This window comes from Streptomyces sp. NPDC101132 (assembly GCF_044759225.1).
Classification (GTDB): domain Bacteria; phylum Actinomycetota; class Actinomycetes; order Streptomycetales; family Streptomycetaceae; genus Streptomyces.
In genome coordinates, this window is the sequence record NZ_JBIVYX010000006.1 from 357,746 (window position 1) to 372,567 (window position 14,822).

Here is a 14,822-nt window from a genome sequence, read left to right on the forward strand (position 1 = left end):
GCGGAGCCCGTCGGGCGCCCCCCGCGGGGGTGCCGCGACAGGCAGCGCGCGCCGATGACCTGTAAAGATGAATCAATGCGCACCGAGGACGTCCTGGCCGCGATCGCGACCGGCCTGTGGCGGTGGGACAACGCCTCCGGGACGGTCACCCTCGACGGCGAGGCCGCCCGGCTGCTCGGCCTGCCCGCGGAACCCGTGGAGCTCCCCGAGGTCGCCGTCCGCTCCCGCTTCCACCCGGTGGACTGGAACGAGATCAACGGCATCGTGAACCTCGCCGTCGCCGAGGGCACCCTCGCCGAGGCCCGGCTGCGCATCATGGACGAGGACGGCCGGGTGCTGCGCACCGTCCGCAGCCGCTCGAAGCCGCTGGTGAACGTCACGCCCGAGGGCCGCCAGGACTACGAGCTGATCGGCACGATCCAGGAGATCGCCGAGCCGCAGCCGGGCACCACCGCCGCCCACACCCCCATCACCGGCGACTGGCGCCGCTCCCGCGAGGCCTTCCTGCTGGACGCCGGCCGGGCGCTGGCCGAGGCCAGGTCCACCGCCGAGGTGCTGCGGGTGGCCGCCTCGCTCTCGATGCCGGGGTTCAACCCGGACGGGCTGGCCGTCTTCGGGGTGGCCGGGGAACGGCTGTCGATCATCGGGCACCACGGGCACCTGCCGGGGGACGAGATCCCCTTCAGCGACATGCGGCTGGACACGGACTACCCGGCGGCCGAGGTCGTACGCACCGGGCGGGCGATCTACCTGCCGACGCCGGAGGAGTACAAGCGGCGGTTCCCCGCGACCTGGCCGCTGGCCCAGCGCTTCGGACGGATCTCCTGGGCCTACCTGCCGCTGATCGTGGCCGGCCGGACCATGGGCGCCTGGATGGCCGCGTTCAAGCACCCGGTCTCCTTCTCGCCCGACGAGCGCTCGGTGCTCACCACCGTGGCCAGGATGCTCGCCCAGGCCCTCCAGCGGGCGGGCGTCGCGGAGTCGGAGAAGGAGCTGGCCACCGGCCTGCAGCGGTCGATGATGCCCACCCTGGGCCCGTCGATCCCGGGCATGCGGGTCGCGGCGCGGTACGTGCCCACCGGCGGCGGCCTCCAGGTGGGCGGCGACTGGTACGACATGATCCCGCTGCCCTCGGGCCGGTTCGCCCTGGTCATCGGGGACGTCCAGGGGCACGACGTACGCGCGGCCGGGCTGATGGGCCAGCTGCGGATCGCGGTGCGCGCGTACGCCTCCGAGGGGCACCGCCCCGACGCGGTGCTCTCCCGCGCCTCCCGCTTCCTGGCCGGGCTGCACGCCTCCTCCGAGGAGGAGGCGGAGCCGTACGACGACGCCGACTTCCGCAGCCCGCGCTTCGCCACCTGCCTGTACGTCGAGTGCGACCCGGAGACGGGGGTGCTGGAGGTGGCCCGGGCCGGCCACCCCGATCCGGCGGTCCGGATGACGGACGGCACCGTGCTGATGCGGTCCACGGCCGGCGGCCTGCCGCTGGGGATCATCCCGGACACGGACTACCCGACCACCCGGTTCACGCTGGAGCCGGGCGAGACGATGATGCTCTGCACCGACGGCCTGATCGAGACCGGCGGACACGACCTCGACACCGGCTGGGCCCGGCTGCGGGAGGTCCTGGAGGGCGAGACGCACCGGGCGGAGAGCCTCGACAAGCTCGCGGACGCGCTGGTGTCCGCCGTGCACGGCCCGTCCTCCCACCACACCACCGGACCGCTGGCCGACCGCCGCGAGGACGACATCGCGGTGGTCCTGCTGTGCCGCGAGGGCCCCGGCTGCGGCTGCGGCGACTCCGTCACGCACCCGTCCCGGCCGGCCCGCCGCACCATGCTGACGGTGGCGCAGGCCGAGCCCGAGCGCATCGCGGGCGCGCGCCGGCAGATCCGGGAGCTGCTGCACGACTGGGCGGACGCGGAGCAGGTGGACTCGGCGGTGCTGATGGTCTCCGAGATGCTCACCAACGTGCTGATGCACACCGACGGCGACGCGATGCTGCTGGCCGAGGCCAGCGGCGAACTCGGCGCCCGGCGGCTGCGCGTGGAGGTCGCCGACGGCAGCGACGAACTCCCCCACAAGCGCCAGCCCGGCGAGATGGCGAGCAGCGGGCGGGGCGTGCTGCTGACGGAGATGCTGGCCGACACCTGGGGCGTGGACCCGCGCGGCGAGGGCAAGTCGATCTGGTTCGAGCTGTACGAGCGCTCGAAGCCGGCCGAGGACGCGTCGGCGGACGGGATGACGGGCGCGCCGACGGACGGGGCAACCGACGCGATGACGAGGGCGACGACGGACGCGGGCCCCGACCGCCCCTGAACGCACCGTGGTTGGATGACGGGATGCCGAACAGTCCCCTGCTCCCCGACCCCGTGCGCCGCGTCGCCGCCTGGTGCGCCGTCTTCCTCCTCGTCACCGGCGTGGCCGCGGTCGTGGTCTGGCTGTGCATCACCTTCAAGGCGGCCGTCACCCCCGTGCTGCTCGCCGTCCTCGGCGCGGCCCTGCTCCGGCCGATGCACGGGCGGCTGATCCGGATGCGGGTGAACCGTTCCCTCGCCGCCGCGCTGACCTGCCTCGCGGTGGTCGCCGTGGTCGGCGGCGCGACGTACGTGGTCGTGCTGGCGCTGATCGAGACCGGCGACCAGATCGTCCTGTCCCTGCGCAAGGCCGGCGAGGACCTCCGCGAGCACTTCGGGGCGGCCGGCACCTCGCTGTCCGACCTGGCCAAGAACTCGCGGGAGCTGCTCTCGAAGTTCGGCGGCACCGCTGCCTCCGGCGTCATCACGGGCCTCAGCGTGGTCGGGCAGATGTTCGCGACCGCCCTGCTCGCGATGCTCCTGATCTTCTTCTTCCTGCGCGACTCCCACCGCGCGGCGGCCGGCCTGCGCTCCCTGGTGCCCAGCCACTCGGGCGACCTGATCGAGGCGATGGGCCGGCGCGCCTTCGACGCCGTCGAGGGCTTCATGCGCGGCACCACCTTCATCGCCGCGATCGACGGCGTGCTCATCACCATCGGTCTGCTGGTCCTCAAGGTGCCGGGCGCGGTGGGCCTGGGCGCGCTGGTCTTCGTGACGGCCTACATCCCCTACCTCGGCGCCTTCCTCTCGGGCGCCATCGCGGTGCTCGTGGCCTTCGCCGACCGGGGCTGGGTGGTCGCGCTGTGGACCCTGGGCGTGGTGCTGGCGGTCCAGGTCATCGAGGGCAACGTGCTCCAGCCGGTGGTGCAGAGCCGTACGGTCCAGATGCACCCGGCGGTGGTCATGCTGGCCATCACCGCGGGGGCGAGCGTCGCGGGCATCCTCGGCATGCTGTTGGCCGTCCCGCTGACCGCCGCGGCCTTCGGCGTCATCTCGGAACTGCGGGCGCGGTACACGAACACGCCCGGACCGGTGCCCGACGAGGCCGGGTGACCCGTCGGGCCGTGCACGACAGGAGCCGGCCGCACGCTTCCGCGTGCGGCCGGCTCCGTTGCGTTGCGTTCCGTTCCGTCCTGCGCCGATCCCGCGGGACGTCAGTCCTCGTCGGCCTCACCCGTGCCGCGGTGGCCGAGGCCGGTGCGGGCGGTGGTGGGGATGACGCCCAGGCGCCCGGCCTGGAAGTCGTCGAAGGCCTGCTGGAGTTCGGCGCGGCTGTTCATCACGAACGGGCCGTAGTGCGCCATCGGCTCGCGGATCGGGCGGCCGCCGAGCAGGACGACCTCCAGGTCCGGGGCGTTGGAGTCCTGGTTCTCGTCGGCCCGCAGCGTGATCGAGCCGCCCTCGCCGAACACGGCCGTCTGGCCGGTGTGGATCGGGCGCCGGTCCGTGCCGACGGTGCCGCGGCCGGCCAGCACGTACGCGAGGGCGTTGAAGTCCTCGCGCCAGGGCAGCGTGAGCTGCGCGCCCGGGGTGACGGTGGCGTGGATCATCGTGATCGGGGTGTGGGTGATGCCCGGGCCCTGGTGGCCGTCGAGCTCGCCCGCGATCACGCGGAGCAGCGCGCCGCCGTCGGGGGTGCTGAGCAGCTTGACCTTGCCGCCGCCGATGTCCTGGTAGCGCGGGGGCATCATCTTGTCCGAGGCGGGGAGGTTCACCCACAGCTGGAGGCCGTGGAAGAGCCCGCCGCTGACGACGAGGGACTCCGGCGGGGCCTCGATGTGCAGCAGTCCGGCCCCGGCGGTCATCCACTGGGTGTCGCCGCCGTTGATGACTCCGCCGCCGCCGTTGCTGTCCTGGTGCACGAACGTGCCGTCGATCAGGTAGGTGACGGTCTCGAAGCCGCGGTGGGGGTGCCAGGGCGTGCCCTTGGGCTCGCCGGGCGCGTACTCCACCTCCCCCATCTGGTCCATCATGATGAACGGGTCGAGGTGGCGGTAGTTGATCCCGGCGAAGGCACGGCGCACCGGGAAGCCCTCGCCCTCGAATCCACCGGGCGCGGTGGTCACGGCCAGCACGCGCCGCGCCTCCGTCCCCTGTCCGGGCTCGGCGACGCGGGGAAGCGTCAACGGGTTCTCAACAGTCACTGCAGGCATGGTCCGGCCTCCTTCTGCCTCGAGTTTAGTTGAAACTCGAACTTTCTGCCATCCCTGCAACCCGAATGGCCCCGGAGGAATTTCCTCCGGGGCCATTCTGGGCGCTGACCTGGACCTCTTGCGGCAGGCAGTGGGGTGCCTGGACTCGGCCGGCCGGGTCAGCAGGCCTGCGGTCAGGTGTTGCAGGCCGGGTTGGTGTCGCGGCACAGGTGGGCCGGCGCGGCGGCCGCCCCGCCCGCCGAGACCACTCCGACCCCCAGGGCCAGCGCCACCACGGCCACCAGTGCGGCCGCCTTCGCGCGGATCGACGTGCGCGTCATCCCTGCCTCCTCCGGTCGACGGGCGGGGGCTCCCCCGTTGGATCCCCCGTGCCCCTTCACCCGCCCGGGCCCCCGTGCGTCGGAGGGGCCCGGGCGGGCGGGCCGGGGGTTCCCCCGAACTCCCCCGGCACACCGATCTTCCGGCCGGCGGCGGCGGGGCCGCGATGGTTTCGGTCCTGGCCGAAGCGAGGCCGGGCGGCGGGGGGCGGGGGTCGGGTGCCGCCGGGGCCGGGTGCTGCCGTCGGGGCCGGGTGCCGCCGGGGTCAGGTGCCGCTGTGCAGGAGGTCCACGCCCAGGCCGGTGACCGAGTGCAGGACCGCCTTGCCGTCGCGCTCGGTGGTGATCAGGCCGGCCGCCCGCAGGGTGCGGGTGTGCTCGGAGACCGAGGGCAGGCTGATGTCCAGGTCGCGGGCGAGTTCGCTGGTGGTGCGCTGCTGGACCAGGGACTGCAGCACGGCGGCCCGGGTACGGCCGAGCAGCGCGTCCAGCGCCCCCTGCGCGGGTTCCGCCGCGGCCAGCGGGAGCGGGGTCATGGCCGGGTACAGGAGCAGCGGCGGGCCGTCGCCCTCGGCCGCCAGCAGCGGGCGCCCGGTCCAGAAGGCGGAGGGCATCAGCGTCAGACCGCGCCCGTCCAGCCGTACCTCGTAGTCCGGGGGCAGGCCGACCTCGAAGGCGGTGCCGTGCCAGCGGGCGGCGGTGTGGGTGCTGGCGAGCGCGGCCCGGATGCCGTGGGTGGCCATCAGCCGGGTGCGCCAGGCCACGTCCGCCCGGAAGGACTGCCGGACGCGGGCCCAGTGCGGCGCGAGCACGGCGTCGTGGGCCGCCCGCAGCGCCCGCTCCAGGTCGTCCCAGGCGTCCGCGTCACGGCCCCACAGGGAGCGCAGCCAGGAGGGGGTGCCGGGCGCGCGGCCGGCCGTGCGCCGCAGGGCCTCGGGGGTGAGCGTCCCGGCGGCCGCGCGGACCCGTTCCAGGCCCTCCTCGAAGTCGTGGGTGGGCGGCTCGACGAAGGAGGGGTTGTCGCCGTCGGGGCCGAGCAGGTCGAAGAGCGGGCGGACCCGGGCGGGCAGCTCGCGGCCCAGCCGGCCGCGCCAGCGGCCGAAGACGGCCTGCTGGTCGGTGCGCTGCCAGGCGACCAGCGCCAGGGCCAGCTCGACCAGCGGGTACGGCTCGGGCGCGAACGTGACGCCGAGCAGGTCCTCGGCAGTGAAGTGCACCCGCAGCATGAGCCCCCCTCGGTCCCCGCCGCGCGCCCGCGGCCCGGCGGCCGTCCGGGCCGCCCCGCCGGGTCCGCCGCCGTCCTGGCGGCCATGATGGAACTCTTCGACGTGGAGGACAACAGCGACCCGTCGGACCTCGGCCACCCGCCGCCCGGCCGCGCACGGTGCGGCCCGGAGGGCTACCCGCACATGCGGCTAGCCGTACATGCGGCGCATCGCGTAGTCGACCATCTGCTCCACGGCCTTCGCGTCGAAGACCATCCGGTGGTCGCCCTCCATGTCGAGGACGAAGCCGTAGCCGGTGGGCAGCAGGTCGATCACCTCGGCGCCGGTGATGACGAAGTACTTGGACTCCTTGCCGGCGTACCGGCGGAGCTCCTTGAGGGTGGTGAACATGGGGATCACCGGCTGCTGGGTGTTGTGCAGCGCGAGGAAGCCGGGGTTGTCACCGCGGGGGCAGTAGACCTTGGAGGTCGCGAAGATCTGCTGGAAGTCCTCGGCCGCGAGCTGGCCCGTGGTGAAGGCGCGTACGGCGTCGGCGAGCGACGGCGGCGAGGGCTCGGGGTACAGCGGCTGCTCGGCGTACCCGCCGGCCATCTGCCCCGGCATCTGCTGGGCCATCTGCGGCGGGGACTGAGGGGCCGCGTACTGCTGCTGGCCCGGCACGTTCTGGTCGTAGCCGTACATGGCCCAAAGAGTAACGAGTCACAGATGGCCCGATAGGGGTTGCTTCTTATTACCGGTGGGTAGCATCATCGTAGCTACTTGCTGGTAGATGTAACCGACCCTGCTTACGGAGCCGTCGCCATGGGGCACTACAAGTCGAATCTCCGCGACATCGAGTTCAACCTCTTCGAGGTCCTCGGCCGCGACAAGCTGTACGGCACCGGCCCGTTCGCGGAGATGGACACCGAGACCGCCAAGGACATCCTGTCCGAGATCGCGCGCCTCGCGGAGAACGAGCTGGCGGAGTCCTTCGAGGACGCCGACCGCAACCCGCCCGTCTTCGACCCCGAGACCAACACCGCCCCGGTCCCGGCCTCCTTCAAGAAGTCCTACAACGCCTTCATGGAGTCCGAGTACTGGCGCCTCGGCCTGCCCGAGGAGATCGGCGGCACCACCTCCCCGCGCTCCCTGATCTGGGCCTACGCGGAGCTGCTGCTCGGCTCGAACCCGGCCATCTGGATGTACTCCTCCGGCCCGGCGTTCGCCGGCATCCTCCACGAGGAGGGCAACGAGGCCCAGAAGAAGATCGCGCAGATCGCGGTCGAGAAGCGCTGGGGCTCCACCATGGTCCTGACCGAGCCCGACGCGGGCTCCGACGTCGGCGCCGGCCGCACCAAGGCCATCCAGCAGGAGGACGGCTCCTGGCACATCGAGGGCGTGAAGCGCTTCATCACGTCCGGCGAGCACGACATGGAGGAGAACATCCTCCACTACGTCCTCGCGCGCCCCGAGGGCCACGGCCCCGGCACCAAGGGCCTGTCGCTCTTCCTCGTCCCGAAGTACCACTTCGACTGGGAGACCGGCGAGCTGGGCGAGCGCAACGGCGTGTACGCCACCAACGTCGAGCACAAGATGGGCCTCAAGGCCTCCAACACGTGCGAGATGACCTTCGGCGACCAGCACCCCGCCAAGGGCTGGCTGATCGGCGACAAGCACGACGGCATCCGCCAGATGTTCATGATCATCGAGTTCGCCCGCATGATGGTCGGCACGAAGGCCATCGCGACGCTCTCGACCGGCTACCTCAACGCGCTGGAGTACGCCAAGGAGCGCGTCCAGGGTCCCGACCTGGCCAACTTCATGGACAAGACCGCGCCCAAGGTCACCATCACGCACCACCCCGACGTCCGCCGCTCGCTGATGACGCAGAAGGCGTACGCCGAGGGCATGCGCGCCCTGGTGCTCTACACCGCCTCCGTCCAGGACGAGATCGCCCTGAAGCAGGCGGCCGGCGAGGACGCCTCCGCGGCCATCGGCCTGAACGACCTGCTCCTGCCGATCGTGAAGGGCTACGGCTCGGAGCGCTCGTACGCGCTGCTCGCCGAGTCCCTCCAGACCTTCGGCGGCTCCGGCTACCTGCAGGAGTACCCGATCGAGCAGTACATCCGGGACTCCAAGATCGACACCCTCTACGAGGGCACCACGGCCATCCAGGGCCAGGACTTCTTCTTCCGCAAGATCGTCCGCGACCAGGGCGCGTCCCTGAACATCCTCTCGGAGACGATCAAGAAGTTCCTCGCCGAGGGCGAGGGCGGCGAGGAGCTGGCCCCGGCCCGCGACGCGCTCGCCAAGGCCGCCGTGGACCTGGAGGGCATCGTCGGCAAGATGATCACCGACCTCACCGCCACCGGCGAGGACGTCAAGAACATCTACAAGGTGGGCCAGAACACCACCCGCCTGCTGATGGCCTCCGGCGACGTCGTGATCGGCTACCTGCTCCTCAAGGGCGCCGCCGTGGCCGCCGAGAAGCTGGCGACCGCCTCCGCCAAGGACGTGGCGTTCTACCAGGGCAAGATCGCGGCCGCGAAGTTCTTCGCGAGCCAGGTCCTGCCGGGCCTCGCCGTCCAGCGCCAGCTGGCCGAGGCCGTCGACAACACGCTGATGGAGCTGGACGAGGCCGTCTTCTAGGCCTCCCCTCCTGATGGGGACGGGGTGCGGGGTGCCGTGTGCGAGCGGCACCCCGCACCCTTTGTCGGCGGTCCGTGGCACGCTCGTACCCATGAGTCCACACGAGCAGCACGGCGCCAGGGGGTACTCCGTCCCGACCGGACGGCCGTACGCCCTCAAGGAACTGCAGGCGCAGCTGGGCACCCTCGGCGACCGCGTCCAGGAGCTGTACGAGGGGGCGCACCCCACCGAGTACGACCCCGTCGCCGACGCGCTCCACGCGGCCTTCCAGCAGGCCGCCGGACTCGCACCCGCCCGCACCTACACCGGCTGCCCCGACCACCCCAACGGCGCGCTGGACCCCGAGGCGCCCGAAGGCTGGGGCCGCTGCCTGCTCTGCAACGACCGCAGGAGGATGGCCGCCCGGCGCCAGGGCACCCGCACCCCGGCCCCCGTACCCGCCGGCGAGCACCCGCGGCTCGGCTACCCCGTGCCCGAGGGCCCGTACACGCTCCAGCTCCTGCGCGCGTACCTGCGCAGGGTCGAGGAACAGCGCTTCCACCTGACGCCCTCCTCGTCCGACGAGGACTTCGTGCGGCTCGCCGACGACCTGCACCGCTCGTTCATCGTGGCCCGCGAACTCTCCCGTCCCCGCAACGCCTCGGGATGTGCCGAACACCCCGGAGCACCCATCGACCCCGACGCCCCTCCGGGGGAGGCCTGTATCTTCTGCGCCGGACGCAAAAGGCGCGCCCAGCGGTCACCGCAGACCCCCGAGATGCTGCCGCGCATCCGCCGGGGAGAGCGGCGGCAGCTGCACCGGCGCTTCGACCGTCCGACGGGCTGAGACCGGGCCGTGGGCGCCTCGCACCTGAAGGCGCCCCGCGACACATCCCACCTCTTCGGCTACCCGCCGCAGTCCGGACATGGCGAACACGACCGTCGTTAAGGTGAACCACATGAGCTCTCCCGCCCGCTTCGACCGCGGCCACACCGACGACCTGATGACCTTCCTGGCGGCGAGCCCCTCGCCGTACCACGCTGTGGCCAACGCGGCCGAGCGCCTGGAGAAGGCCGGATTCAGGCAGCTGTCGGAGACGGACGCCTGGGACTCGGGCGCGGGGGGCAAGTTCGTGCTCCGCGGCGGGGCGATCATCGCGTGGTACGTGCCCGAAGGCGCCTCCGCGCACACGCCGTTCCGCATCGTCGGCGCACACACGGACTCCCCCAACCTGCGCGTGAAGCCGCTGCCGGACACCGGCGCGCAGGGCTGGCGGCAGATCGCCGTCGAGATCTACGGCGGGACGCTGCTCAACACCTGGCTCGACCGCGACCTCGGCCTGGCCGGCCGGCTGACCCTGCGCGACGGCAGCCACCGCCTGGTGAACGTCGACCGCGCGCTGCTGCGCGTGCCGCAGCTCGCCGTCCACCTGGACCGCTCGGTCAACAGCGACGGCCTCAAGCTCGACAAGCAGCGCCACATGCAGCCCATCTGGGGCCTGGGCGACGTGCAGGAGGGCGACCTGATCGCGTTCCTGGAGCAGGAAGAGGGCCTGGCGCAGGGCGAGGTGGCCGGCTGGGACCTGATGGTCCATTCGATCGAGCCCCCGTCGTACCTCGGCCGCGACCGCGAGCTGGTCGCCGGCCCGCGGATGGACAACCTGATCTCCGTGCACGCCGGTACGGCCGCGCTGGCGGCCGTCTCCACGCGCGAGAAGCTCGACTACATCCCGGTACTGGCCGCGTTCGACCACGAGGAGAACGGCTCGCAGTCCGACACGGGCGCGGACGGACCGCTCCTGGGGAACGTGCTGGAACGTTCAATCTTCGCCCGCGGCGGTACGTACGAGGACCGCGCCCGCGCCTTCGCCGGCACCGTCTGCCTGTCCTCGGACACCGGCCACGCGGTGCACCCCAACTACAGCGAGCGGCACGACCCTTCGCACCACCCGCGGGCCAACGGCGGCCCGATCCTCAAGGTCAACGTCAACCAGCGGTACGCGACGGACGGCAGCGGGCGCGCGGTGTTCGCGGCGGCCTGCGAGCGGGCCGGCGTGCCGTGGCAGACCTTCGTCTCCAACAACTCGATGCCTTGCGGGACGACGATCGGCCCGATCACCGCCGCCCGCCACGGCATCCACACCGTCGACATCGGCGTGGCCATCCTCTCGATGCACAGCGCGCGTGAACTGTGCGGCGCGGACGACCCGTTCCTGCTGGCGAACGCGCTGGTGGCGTTCCTGGAGGGCTGAGGCCCCCGGCGGAGCGGGAGGGGGTCGCCTGCCCGGCCGGGCAGGCGACCCCCTCCCGCGTTCCTAGGCCTGGGCGTCGTCCATCCCGGCGAGGACCAGCGGCAACCGGGCCGCGCCGCCGGGCACCACGCGGACCGGAACTCCCCAGTCCTGCTGGTGCACGTGGCAGGCCGGGTACTCGATGTCCGCGTCGTCGTCGCAGGAGGCGGCCATCGCGGAGACGTGCAGCACGCCCTCGGTGACGCCCTCGGCCAGGGTGAGTTCGCGGGACAGGTCCGTCCCCTTGCCCTCGCCGGCCGCCAGCAGCTCCGGCGGGGTCGAGCTGACCAGCAGGCGGGTGGAGGGCCCGTACCGGGTGTCGAGCTTCTGGCCGGCCGGCGCCTGGAACACCACGTCCAGCCGGAGCGTGCCGGGGGCCACCTCGGTGGCGGCCCGCTGGGTGCGGTGCGCCACCGCGTCCACCCGTACCGCCTCCTCGGGCAGCCGGAGGCGGGTCAGCCGGTGCCGGGCCGACTCGACGACCACGATGTCGTCCCCCACGAGGACGGCGTCGCTCGGCTCGCGCAGGTCCGTGGCGAGCGTGGTGACCTGGCCGGTGGCCGGGTCGTAGCGGCGCAGGGCGTGGTTGTACGTGTCGCAGACGGCGACGGAGCCGTCGGGCAGCGCCGTGACGCCGAGGGGGTGCTGGAGCAGCGCCTGGGCGGCGTCGCCGTCGCGGTGGCCGAAGTCGAAGAGGCCGGTGCCGACGGCCGAGGCGATGGCGAAGCCGCCGTCCTCGGTCCGGTGGACGTAGCGCAGGGCGCTGGTCTCGGAGTCGGCGATCCACAGCCGGTCGCCGGCGGCCGCGAGCCCGGAGGGCTGCGCGAACCAGGCCTCGGCGGCCGGCCCGTCGACCAGGCCCTCGTTGGTCGTGCCGGCCTCGACCCGCACCGTGCCGGTGGCGGGGTCGTACGACCACAGCTGGTGCACGCCGGCCATGGCGATCCACACGCGGTCCGCCCACCAGGCCACGTCCCACGGCGAGGACAGGTCCACCTCCAGGGCGGGCCCCGAGGTGGGGGACCCCTGCCACCACTGACGGCCGGTGCCGGCGACGGTGGTGACCTCGCCGGTCGCGAGGTCGAGCCGGCGCAGCGCGTGGTTGACGGTGTCGGCGACGATCACGCTGCCGTCGGGCAGCAGGCACAGCCCCTGGGGCTCGCTGAAGGAATCGCTCCCGAAGCCGCGCTCCCCGGACCCGATCCGCCGCACGACGGTCTCGCCGTCCGGCTCGACCTCGACGAGCTGGTGCCGGGTGGAGTCGGACACCAGGAGGTTCCCGGACGGCAGCACCAGGGCCTTCCCGGGGAACCGCAGGTGCGTCGCCACGGGCTCGGGAGCCACGTACGGGCCGTCCCCGCGCCGCAGCGTCCCCTTGGCCTCGTGCTCGGCCTCCAGCTCCTCGACGAGCCGCGCGATGGCGTGCGCGTGCCCCTCGCCGGCGTGCTGGGCGACGACGTACCCCTCGGGGTCGATCACGACGAGGGTGGGCCAGGCGCGGACGGCGTACTGCTTCCAGGTCACCAGCTCCGGGTCGTCGAGCACCGGGTGCTCGACGCCGTACCGCTCCACGGCGTCCACGACGGCCGCGTGCTCCGCCTCGTGCACGAACTTCGGCGAGTGCACGCCGATGATGACCACGGTGTCCCGGTGCTTCTCCTCCAGCTCGCGCAGCTCGTCGAGGACGTGCAGGCAGTTGATGCAGCAGAAGGTCCAGAAGTCGAGGACGACGATCTTGCCCCGCAGGTCGGCGAGGCCGAGGGCCTTCCCTCCGGTGTTGAGCCAGCCCCCCTCCCCCACCAGCTCGGGAGCACGGACACGGGCACGGCGGGGCGCGGGCGCGGGGGTGGGCGCCGGAGCGACATCGTTCATGCTTCAAGCATGACATCCCTTGCGTGTCGCCCCCAGGGGTGACCGCCACCCGACATCCAGCCGACACGAACGCCTGTGTGGGAGCGTGACACCGGCACCTACGGAGGGAGCACCCCGCATGGCCACTGCGCCGGAGTACGGCGAGGGGATCGACCCCGAGCACGCGCTGAAGTACGCCATCCAGCACATCGCGGGCGACCGGGTGGAAATCGTCGAGGGGGTGATCGTGCCCGTGACGCCGACCTGGGACCACGAGAACGCAGCTGCCGAGATCCGGGACCAGATCAACGCCCGCGCACGGGAGCTGGAGTGCGTTATCGGCTCGGGGAACCTGGACCTGCCGAACTCCTCCAACTGGTATGTCCCTGACCTCGCCGTCGCACCCAAAGCCCTGGCCAAGGGCGGTTCCGCGCTGCTGCCCGACCAGACGCTGCTCGTCGTAGAGGTCACCTCTGAGTCCAACGCCGAGACCGACCGCGTCGTGAAGCGCAGGCGGTACGCCGAGTACGGCGCGCCGCTCTACCTGCTGGTCGACCGGCAGGAGGAGACCGTCACGCTCTTCTCCGGGCCCGGGCACCTGGGCTACGCGGCGGCCGACGGGCCGCATCCCTTCGGGACGCCGGTCCGCCTGCCCGCGCCGTTCGACCTGACCCTCGACACCACCGGGCTCTAGGCCAGGAACGACCGCAGGGACCGCGTGAAGGCCGTGACGAAGGCGTCGCGGGTGGCCTCCGGGAGGAGGTCCAGGGAGAGGTACGGGTTGAGGTCCTCCAGTTCGACCAGGAGGAGGTCGCCCGAGGGGGCGCGGCAGGCGTCCACGCGCTGGATGCCGTGGTCGAGGGTGTTCCACGTGACGAAGGTGCGGGCGAAGGCCAGGTCCGCCGGGGTGGGGTCGTACGGCTCCAGGACCCAGCGGCGGGCCGGGTCGGGGGCGTACAGGGCGTACTGGAAGGCGGCGTCCACGAAGTAGAAGGACACCTCGTACGCGAAGTCGATGCGCGGCTGGATCAGGATCTCGCCGGGCGTGCCCGCGGGGGCGGCCGTGAAGTGCAGGCCCATGGAGTCGGCGCCCCGCTTCGGCTTGACCGCGTACTCCGGGACCGCCGGGAGCCGGTCCAGGTGCGCCGGGTCGTCCACGGTGGGGATCACCGGGTGGCCGGTGCGGGTGAGCTCCAGGAGGTAGTCCTTGCCGGCCATGTCGCCGCGGCCGGTGAGCGGGTTGTAGACGCGGGTGCCGGCGGCCAGGGCGCGGGCGCGGAAGTCGGCGTACGCCTCCTGGTGGCCGAGGACCGGGCCGCTGTTGCGCACCACCACCGCGTCGAAGCCGTCCATCAGGCGGGGCGCGTCGAGCGGGTGGCAGAGCGCGAGGGGGAACTCCTCCCGCAGCCGCGAGGTGAGGAAGACGTCCTCGTCTCCGTAGCGGCGGCCGCGCGCCGGGTAGGCCAGGTCGGTCACGTAGAGAAGCTGCATGGGGTCAACGTAACCCGGGCAACGATCACGGCATGAAATACCTCGTACGGGACAAAATCTTCGCGGTCGGCGACGACTACTGGATCGAGGACGAGTTCGGCCGCCACGCCTTCCTGGTGGACGGCAAGGCCCTCCGGCTCCGCGACACCCTGGAGCTGAAGGACCCCGACGGCCGCATCCTGATCACCATCCGGCAGAAGCTGCTCAGCCTGCGGGACACCATGACCCTGGAGCGTGACCTGGCCCCGCTCGCGACGATCCGCCGCAAGCGGCTGTCCCTGATCCGCAACCACTACCGGGTCACCCTGGTCGAGGGCACCGAGCTGGACGTCGGCGGGCGCGTCCTGGACCGCGAGTTCCGCGTCGACTACGACGGCGAGCTGCTGGCGCTGATCTCGAAGCAGTGGCTGACGGTGCGCGACACGTACGCCGTCGAGGTCGTCCGCGAGGACGCCGACCCCGCGCTCCTGGTGGCCGTCGCGGTGTGCGTGATCCGGATGGCCGAGAGGGAGCGCGAGGGCGACTGATC

Annotated in this window: 13 protein-coding genes; 7 read left to right on the forward strand and 6 right to left on the reverse strand. The window is 72.5% G+C overall.

The window, feature by feature from the left end:
• The first annotated feature begins 75 nt into the window (after positions 1-75).
• Both ACIQUR_RS16905 and ACIQUR_RS16910 read left to right on the forward strand, forming a co-directional pair.
• The gene (locus tag ACIQUR_RS16905) at positions 76-2,319 is read left to right on the forward strand and encodes a SpoIIE family protein phosphatase (protein ID WP_403664666.1); all 2,244 of its coding nucleotides are present in this window, start codon (positions 76-78) and stop codon (positions 2,317-2,319) included.
• 23 nt (positions 2,320-2,342) lie between these two features.
• On the forward strand, positions 2,343-3,410 hold the full coding sequence (locus tag ACIQUR_RS16910) for an AI-2E family transporter (RefSeq protein WP_403664668.1): 1,068 nt from the start codon (positions 2,343-2,345) through the stop codon (positions 3,408-3,410).
• Positions 3,411-3,511: 101 nt separating this feature from the next.
• Here the strand turns inward: ACIQUR_RS16910 and ACIQUR_RS16915 are convergent, their stop codons facing one another.
• From ACIQUR_RS16915 to ACIQUR_RS16930, 4 genes are all read right to left on the reverse strand, one after another.
• Positions 3,512-4,510 (reverse strand): pirin family protein, encoded by a 999-nt coding sequence (locus tag ACIQUR_RS16915; protein ID WP_403664670.1) that lies wholly within the window; start codon positions 4,508-4,510, stop codon positions 3,512-3,514.
• Positions 4,511-4,683: 173 nt separating this feature from the next.
• Complete coding sequence (locus ACIQUR_RS16920; RefSeq protein ID WP_403664672.1) at positions 4,684-4,830, reverse strand: hypothetical protein; 147 nt, start codon at positions 4,828-4,830, stop codon at positions 4,684-4,686.
• Between the two features lie 263 nt (positions 4,831-5,093).
• Positions 5,094-6,053: a DUF5937 family protein gene (locus tag ACIQUR_RS16925; RefSeq protein WP_403664674.1), complete on the reverse strand. Its 960-nt coding sequence runs from the start codon at positions 6,051-6,053 to the stop codon at positions 5,094-5,096.
• Positions 6,054-6,242: 189 nt separating this feature from the next.
• A complete protein-coding gene (locus ACIQUR_RS16930; protein ID WP_403664676.1) occupies positions 6,243-6,734 on the reverse strand; it encodes an SseB family protein in 492 nt (163 codons plus the stop codon).
• 120 nt (positions 6,735-6,854) lie between these two features.
• On the opposite strand from ACIQUR_RS16930, the gene ACIQUR_RS16935 reads away from it, so the two are divergent.
• The 3 genes from ACIQUR_RS16935 to ACIQUR_RS16945 all read left to right on the forward strand — a co-directional run bounded on the left by ACIQUR_RS16935 (position 6,855) and on the right by ACIQUR_RS16945 (position 10,912).
• Positions 6,855-8,681: an acyl-CoA dehydrogenase gene (locus ACIQUR_RS16935; RefSeq protein ID WP_403664885.1), complete on the forward strand. Its 1,827-nt coding sequence runs from the start codon at positions 6,855-6,857 to the stop codon at positions 8,679-8,681.
• 91 nt (positions 8,682-8,772) lie between these two features.
• Positions 8,773-9,507, forward strand: a complete 735-nt coding sequence (locus ACIQUR_RS16940; RefSeq protein ID WP_403664678.1) for a hypothetical protein — start codon at positions 8,773-8,775, stop codon at positions 9,505-9,507.
• A gap of 112 nt (positions 9,508-9,619) precedes the next feature.
• Positions 9,620-10,912: a M18 family aminopeptidase gene (locus ACIQUR_RS16945; protein WP_403664680.1), complete on the forward strand. Its 1,293-nt coding sequence runs from the start codon at positions 9,620-9,622 to the stop codon at positions 10,910-10,912.
• A 63-nt stretch (positions 10,913-10,975) separates the two neighbouring features.
• Here the strand turns inward: ACIQUR_RS16945 and ACIQUR_RS16950 are convergent, their stop codons facing one another.
• Complete coding sequence (locus tag ACIQUR_RS16950) at positions 10,976-12,823, reverse strand: thioredoxin-like domain-containing protein (RefSeq protein WP_403664682.1); 1,848 nt, start codon at positions 12,821-12,823, stop codon at positions 10,976-10,978.
• 118 nt (positions 12,824-12,941) lie between these two features.
• On the opposite strand from ACIQUR_RS16950, the gene ACIQUR_RS16955 reads away from it, so the two are divergent.
• Positions 12,942-13,496, forward strand: coding sequence for a Uma2 family endonuclease (locus ACIQUR_RS16955; RefSeq protein ID WP_403664684.1), 555 nt, complete (start codon positions 12,942-12,944; stop codon positions 13,494-13,496).
• Here ACIQUR_RS16955 and ACIQUR_RS16960 read toward each other — a convergent pair.
• Positions 13,493-14,293, reverse strand: a complete 801-nt coding sequence (locus tag ACIQUR_RS16960; protein WP_403664686.1) for a hypothetical protein — start codon at positions 14,291-14,293, stop codon at positions 13,493-13,495. The two genes, ACIQUR_RS16955 and ACIQUR_RS16960, sit on opposite strands and share 4 nt — an antisense overlap.
• A gap of 32 nt (positions 14,294-14,325) precedes the next feature.
• Between ACIQUR_RS16960 and ACIQUR_RS16965 the strand changes: the two genes are divergently transcribed.
• Positions 14,326-14,820, forward strand: a complete 495-nt coding sequence (locus ACIQUR_RS16965) for an LURP-one-related/scramblase family protein (protein WP_403664688.1) — start codon at positions 14,326-14,328, stop codon at positions 14,818-14,820.
• Positions 14,821-14,822 lie beyond the last annotated feature (2 nt).

Excerpts from the sequence above, each read along its gene's own strand:
- ACIQUR_RS16960 (WP_403664686.1), bottom strand. The coding sequence starts at position 14,293 with ATGCAGCTTCTCTACGTGACCGACCTGGCCTACCCGGCGCGCGGCCGC.
- ACIQUR_RS16935 (WP_403664885.1), top strand. The coding sequence starts at position 6,855 with ATGGGGCACTACAAGTCGAATCTCCGCGACATCGAGTTCAACCTCTTC.
- ACIQUR_RS16915 (WP_403664670.1), bottom strand. The coding sequence starts at position 4,510 with ATGCCTGCAGTGACTGTTGAGAACCCGTTGACGCTTCCCCGCGTCGCC.
- ACIQUR_RS16910 (WP_403664668.1), top strand. The coding sequence starts at position 2,343 with ATGCCGAACAGTCCCCTGCTCCCCGACCCCGTGCGCCGCGTCGCCGCC.
- ACIQUR_RS16925 (WP_403664674.1), bottom strand. The coding sequence starts at position 6,053 with ATGCTGCGGGTGCACTTCACTGCCGAGGACCTGCTCGGCGTCACGTTC.
- ACIQUR_RS16940 (WP_403664678.1), top strand. The coding sequence starts at position 8,773 with ATGAGTCCACACGAGCAGCACGGCGCCAGGGGGTACTCCGTCCCGACC.
- ACIQUR_RS16920 (WP_403664672.1), bottom strand. The coding sequence starts at position 4,830 with ATGACGCGCACGTCGATCCGCGCGAAGGCGGCCGCACTGGTGGCCGTG.
- ACIQUR_RS16965 (WP_403664688.1), top strand. The coding sequence starts at position 14,326 with ATGAAATACCTCGTACGGGACAAAATCTTCGCGGTCGGCGACGACTAC.
- ACIQUR_RS16945 (WP_403664680.1), top strand. The coding sequence starts at position 9,620 with ATGAGCTCTCCCGCCCGCTTCGACCGCGGCCACACCGACGACCTGATG.
- ACIQUR_RS16950 (WP_403664682.1), bottom strand. The coding sequence starts at position 12,823 with ATGAACGATGTCGCTCCGGCGCCCACCCCCGCGCCCGCGCCCCGCCGT.
- ACIQUR_RS16905 (WP_403664666.1), top strand. The coding sequence starts at position 76 with ATGCGCACCGAGGACGTCCTGGCCGCGATCGCGACCGGCCTGTGGCGG.
- ACIQUR_RS16930 (WP_403664676.1), bottom strand. The coding sequence starts at position 6,734 with ATGTACGGCTACGACCAGAACGTGCCGGGCCAGCAGCAGTACGCGGCC.
- ACIQUR_RS16955 (WP_403664684.1), top strand. The coding sequence starts at position 12,942 with ATGGCCACTGCGCCGGAGTACGGCGAGGGGATCGACCCCGAGCACGCG.